General features: G+C 63.7%; 4 protein-coding genes and 1 tRNA gene. 2 read left to right on the top strand and 3 right to left on the bottom strand.

Going from position 1 to position 3,921, the window contains the following annotated elements; genetic code table 11:
* Positions 1 to 56 precede the first annotated feature (56 nt).
* The 3 genes from L0G76_RS14740 to L0G76_RS14730 all read right to left on the bottom strand — a co-directional run bounded on the left by L0G76_RS14740 (position 57) and on the right by L0G76_RS14730 (position 2,555).
* The gene (locus tag L0G76_RS14740) at positions 57 to 1,067 is read right to left on the bottom strand and encodes an inorganic phosphate transporter (protein WP_304357908.1); all 1,011 of its coding nucleotides are present in this window, start codon (positions 1,065 to 1,067) and stop codon (positions 57 to 59) included.
* A 3-nt stretch (positions 1,068 to 1,070) separates the two neighbouring features.
* The gene (locus L0G76_RS14735; protein WP_304357907.1) at positions 1,071 to 1,736 is read right to left on the bottom strand and encodes a DUF47 family protein; all 666 of its coding nucleotides are present in this window, start codon (positions 1,734 to 1,736) and stop codon (positions 1,071 to 1,073) included.
* Between the two features lie 228 nt (positions 1,737 to 1,964).
* Complete coding sequence (locus L0G76_RS14730) at positions 1,965 to 2,555, bottom strand: hypothetical protein (RefSeq protein WP_304357906.1); 591 nt, start codon at positions 2,553 to 2,555, stop codon at positions 1,965 to 1,967.
* Between the two features lie 191 nt (positions 2,556 to 2,746).
* Here L0G76_RS14730 and L0G76_RS14725 point away from each other — a divergent pair, with 191 nt between their 5' ends.
* Both L0G76_RS14725 and L0G76_RS14720 read left to right on the top strand, forming a co-directional pair.
* The gene (locus L0G76_RS14725; protein ID WP_304357905.1) at positions 2,747 to 3,685 is read left to right on the top strand and encodes a hypothetical protein; all 939 of its coding nucleotides are present in this window, start codon (positions 2,747 to 2,749) and stop codon (positions 3,683 to 3,685) included.
* A 161-nt stretch (positions 3,686 to 3,846) separates the two neighbouring features.
* Positions 3,847 to 3,919, top strand: a tRNA-Lys gene (locus tag L0G76_RS14720).
* Positions 3,920 to 3,921: the final 2 nt, after the last annotated feature.

Here is a 3,921-nt window from a genome sequence, read left to right as displayed (position 1 = left end):
GTGACGCGGTGACGCGGTGACGCGGTGACGCGGTGACGCGGTGACGCGGTGACGCCTCAGCCGACCAGCGGTCTGGCCACCAGACCGATGCAGATCGCCAGTGCCGCGGCCGCAGGAATGGTCAGCAGCCATCCCCCGATGATGGGGACGATGAAACGGGCTCGGGGCCTGCCCCTGCGGCCGGCGTACTGCGTGCCCAGGATCGCCGATCCGAGAATGAAGGTCAGCGACACAGGGACTCGCATGATGAGTGCCGCCGTGTACATGAGCAACGTGGAGGTGGCATCGGCCGTCGCGGACTTCAGCGGGTCGAGGCCGGCCATACGCACCGACAGAGTCCGTACAACCCGCCATCCGCTCAACCCCGTGCCGATCGCCAGGGCTGCGGCGATGATCAGTCGCACCGGCCAGGAGATCTCCACGACGGCCAGCTCCGTATGCGGATTGGTATCGACAGCGAGCATACCGACCATGACCAGAGCCGCGATCTTCTGTGCATCCTGGATGCCGTGGACCAGGGACAGCGAGGAGGTGAGGACCGAGTCGACCATGCGGGCACCACGGAAGAGCGGTTTGGGCGGCGAGGACGCGAAGACCTTCGACAGCAGAGCGGTGAGGCCCCAGGAGATCACAAACCCGAGGATCGGCGAGATCACGAGCGGCAGGATCACCGAGTTGATCGCTTCGGAGGAGTTGACGGAGAACCCCAGCGCCAGACCGGCCCCCAGCAGACCGCCGATAAGGCAGTGTGTGGAGGACACCGGCAGTGCGAGGTAGTACGTGAACAGACTCCACGCCGTCGCGGCGACGAAGGCGATGATCAGGGAGGTGAGGATGACCTCGGGGTCTCCCTCGAAGTGAACGATCTGGTTGGCCACGACGGAGGCGATGCCTTCGCCCAGAAGCGCCCCGATGAAGTTGAAGACCACGGCCAGGCCCAGAGCCCAGCGCGCGTTGATGGATCGTCCGACAACGGCATTGCCGATGGTCAGCGCAGCGTCATGGAATCCGTTCGAACCGGCGAAGATCACCGCGGTCACGATGACTCCCGCCAAGAGCAGCTCCACGGACTACGACTCCTTGATCGCGATGGCGGCGACGACCTTGCCCAGTTCGGTGAAACCGTATGCGGCACGGACGAAGGCCTGTCCCAGCTGCGAGACCGCGGCCATGTAAGTCAGTCCGCGCTTCGAGTTCGGCACCGCGTCGGACATTCGCCACTGCAGGGCTTCGACCTGGTAGGTGAGGCGGTTGATGTTGTCGACGTAGTCCCACTGATCAAGCTTGCCCGGCAGGCGAGTGATCATTCGTGAGGTGTGGTCCGTCTGATTGGACAGGACCGCGAGAGTCTCCAGGACGCCGGAGGGCAGTTCGTCGAATGCTTCCGAAGCGAGAACGAAGCCTGCACCGTGGAGAAGGTGGCAGATGTCACGCATGTGATGACCGAGCAGGTAGAGGTCGTTGCGATCGAAGGGGGTGATGTAGTTCTCGCGCAGTGCGCGAAGCACGGCTCCCATGTCTTCGTCGGCTTGATCGCCGATCTCGCGGAGGCGGTCCGCGACCTGCCGGCGTTCGCTGACTTCGATGCCGGAGAGCTCGGCAAGCACCAGGTTGCATTGCCTCATCTGCCCGACCAAATCGGACAGTCGCTCGTAGAAGACAGTGTCCTGCGGTACTCGTTTGAGCCGCATGCGCTCCTCCTGCCCGGGGCCCGGTCGAGCCGGACGAATGTGCATGTTGCTTCAATTGTATGTGCCGGACGCTGAACCGAGAGCGCCTCTCGGCGGTAGGCCGCTCGAAGCGGCTGAATTTGGAGCCCGGGGCTTCAGATCCAGCGTCCGGTGGCCACGAAGGCCACCCACCACGATACTCGCTCACACCCATGAGTCCACCGCCGAGGCGGGTGAACGATAGTTGAAAATCTCACAGTCATGCACGTGGAAAGGCCAGTCCACGAACAGGGCTCAGTCGAGCCCACCGTGGCGGTGGGAGACGGCGGCATCTTTGAGGTCCTTCGCGAACTGGCGCAGACGGGTGGCGGCCTCGGAGTCAGCGGTGCCTTCGGCGCACATGCCGACGAAGGCCGCGGCCCGCAGCAGGGCGATGACGACATCCCCGCGGAAGGCACCGGCCAGAATCTCATCGATGGCGCGAGCCACCTCGTCGGGGCCTGCCGGAAGCTCGACCCCGGCAAGGATCTCGTCGAGCCCGAGGCCCTCTGCCGTCATCCTGCGCTGTCCGGTGGCGAACATCTCGGCGAGCTCACGCGGAGCCGTGAGGATCCATTCGCGCAGCGCGTACAGGCGCCAGAGCGCTCCCGGTGCGGAAACCGCGGGCGCGGCGGACCACATTTCGGCAATGACTTCGAGACCGATGTCGTCGGCCAACTCAACGAACCGCTTCGTCGCAGCCTCATCTCGCTGCCCGCGCGAATCACCGAGGAGAAGCGCTGCGGTCGCGTGAGAGGTCTCCGATCTGGCCACCGGGTCACTCGTCGCGGTGACGGAATCGAGGTCGGCCAGAGGTATCGGGCGGTGAAAGCGTGGCTGTGTCATGGTCAGAGCAGTCTAGTCCCCCATTCTGAGTCAGTGGTCGCTCATTCGAGCCGGTTGTCGGTCGCGCGAATGCGTTGTCGCTTCGCGGTCAGGGTCTATTCGTCGAGCTCACAGTGGACACCATTAAACTGGGAGCAGATTCGTGCCTGCGACCAGCAGGTGGCAAGTGCAGACAACGAGGAGGAACTCCCGTGGCAAAATCATCAGTGGCGAAGAAGGGCCTGGACAAGGCAGCGAAACTCGCTGTCAATGACGACGGAACCCTCAATCCCCGCGCCCAGTCGATGCTGTCGAAGCTTCTGTCGGTCCAACGCCCAGTGGCCCTTGCCTATGTACGCAGCCTGCGCCGCAAGAATCCGGAGGCGACTCCGGAAGAGCTCATCAAGATCATTCGTCGGCACTACCTCGCACTGACCACCTCAGGTGGCGCAGCGGTCGGTGCGACTGCGGCAGTTCCCGGGCTCGGCACGACAGCCGCTCTGGGCGTGGCGACCGCTGAGACTGCTGGCTTTCTCGAAGGCACTGCCCTGTTCGCGCAGGCGATCTCGGAGATTCATGGTCTTCCTGTTCAGGATTCCAAACGAGCGAATGCACTGGTGCTGGGTCTCATGCTCGGCAAGGACGGGAAGAACCTCGTCCAGCGCTTCAATAAGCAGGCCGGCGGCACGGAGTCGATGTTCAGCGGGTGGGGCTCGACTGTGACCAAACAGCTGCCCGCCCCCGTCGTCGATCTGCTGCTGCGCAAGCTCCGCAAAACCTTCATCCGCAAATTTGCCGCCCGCGCCGGCGGTTCTTTGGTCGGCCGTCTGCTGCCCTTCGGCATCGGCGCGATCATCGGCGGTGTGGTCAATGCTCAGATGGCGCGCAAGGTCGCCGATGAGTCGAAGGAGGCCTTCGGCGCTGCGCCGACGATCTTCCCGCTCGAAACCGATCCTGAGTACGTCGCACCGAAGAAGGATCGCAAGCTGCTGGCGGGGCTGAAGAACGTCGCCGCATTGCGGGACAAGGTCAAGAAGAACAAGGCGATCGAGTCCGACGTCATCGACGAAGCGGCAGCCGAAGATTCCTCGCACACGGACTCTTCGGCTGACAATCGCTGGGAAGACGACCGTCCCGAACTGGAGAAGTGACCTCGCCGCGGGCTCGGTTGCTGCTGGCGACAGTGCAGCGGAGTCGCGGGGGCGCTTGACCGGCCGTTGGCTGGTTTGAGTATTCGGGCACCTTACCTCTAATATTATTGAGTCTCCAACAACACCGGTGTGGCACATGTTCGCATGGTCGTGTTGGGGCGGGGCCTCTAGCTCAGTTGGTAGAGCAACGGACTTTTAATCCGTGGGTCGTGGGTTCGATCCCCACGGGGCCCACC

Origin of the sequence: Brevibacterium picturae (assembly GCF_030453725.1) — a bacterium.
GTDB classification, from domain to species: domain Bacteria; phylum Actinomycetota; class Actinomycetes; order Actinomycetales; family Brevibacteriaceae; genus Brevibacterium; species Brevibacterium sandarakinum_A.
This window is presented reverse-complemented; position numbering and strand designations above follow the sequence as displayed.

Bases quoted from the DNA above. Each gene is read 5' to 3' on its own strand.
- L0G76_RS14730 (WP_304357906.1), bottom strand. From the start codon at position 2,555: ATGACACAGCCACGCTTTCACCGCCCGATACCTCTGGCCGACCTCGAT.
- L0G76_RS14735 (WP_304357907.1), bottom strand. From the start codon at position 1,736: ATGCACATTCGTCCGGCTCGACCGGGCCCCGGGCAGGAGGAGCGCATG.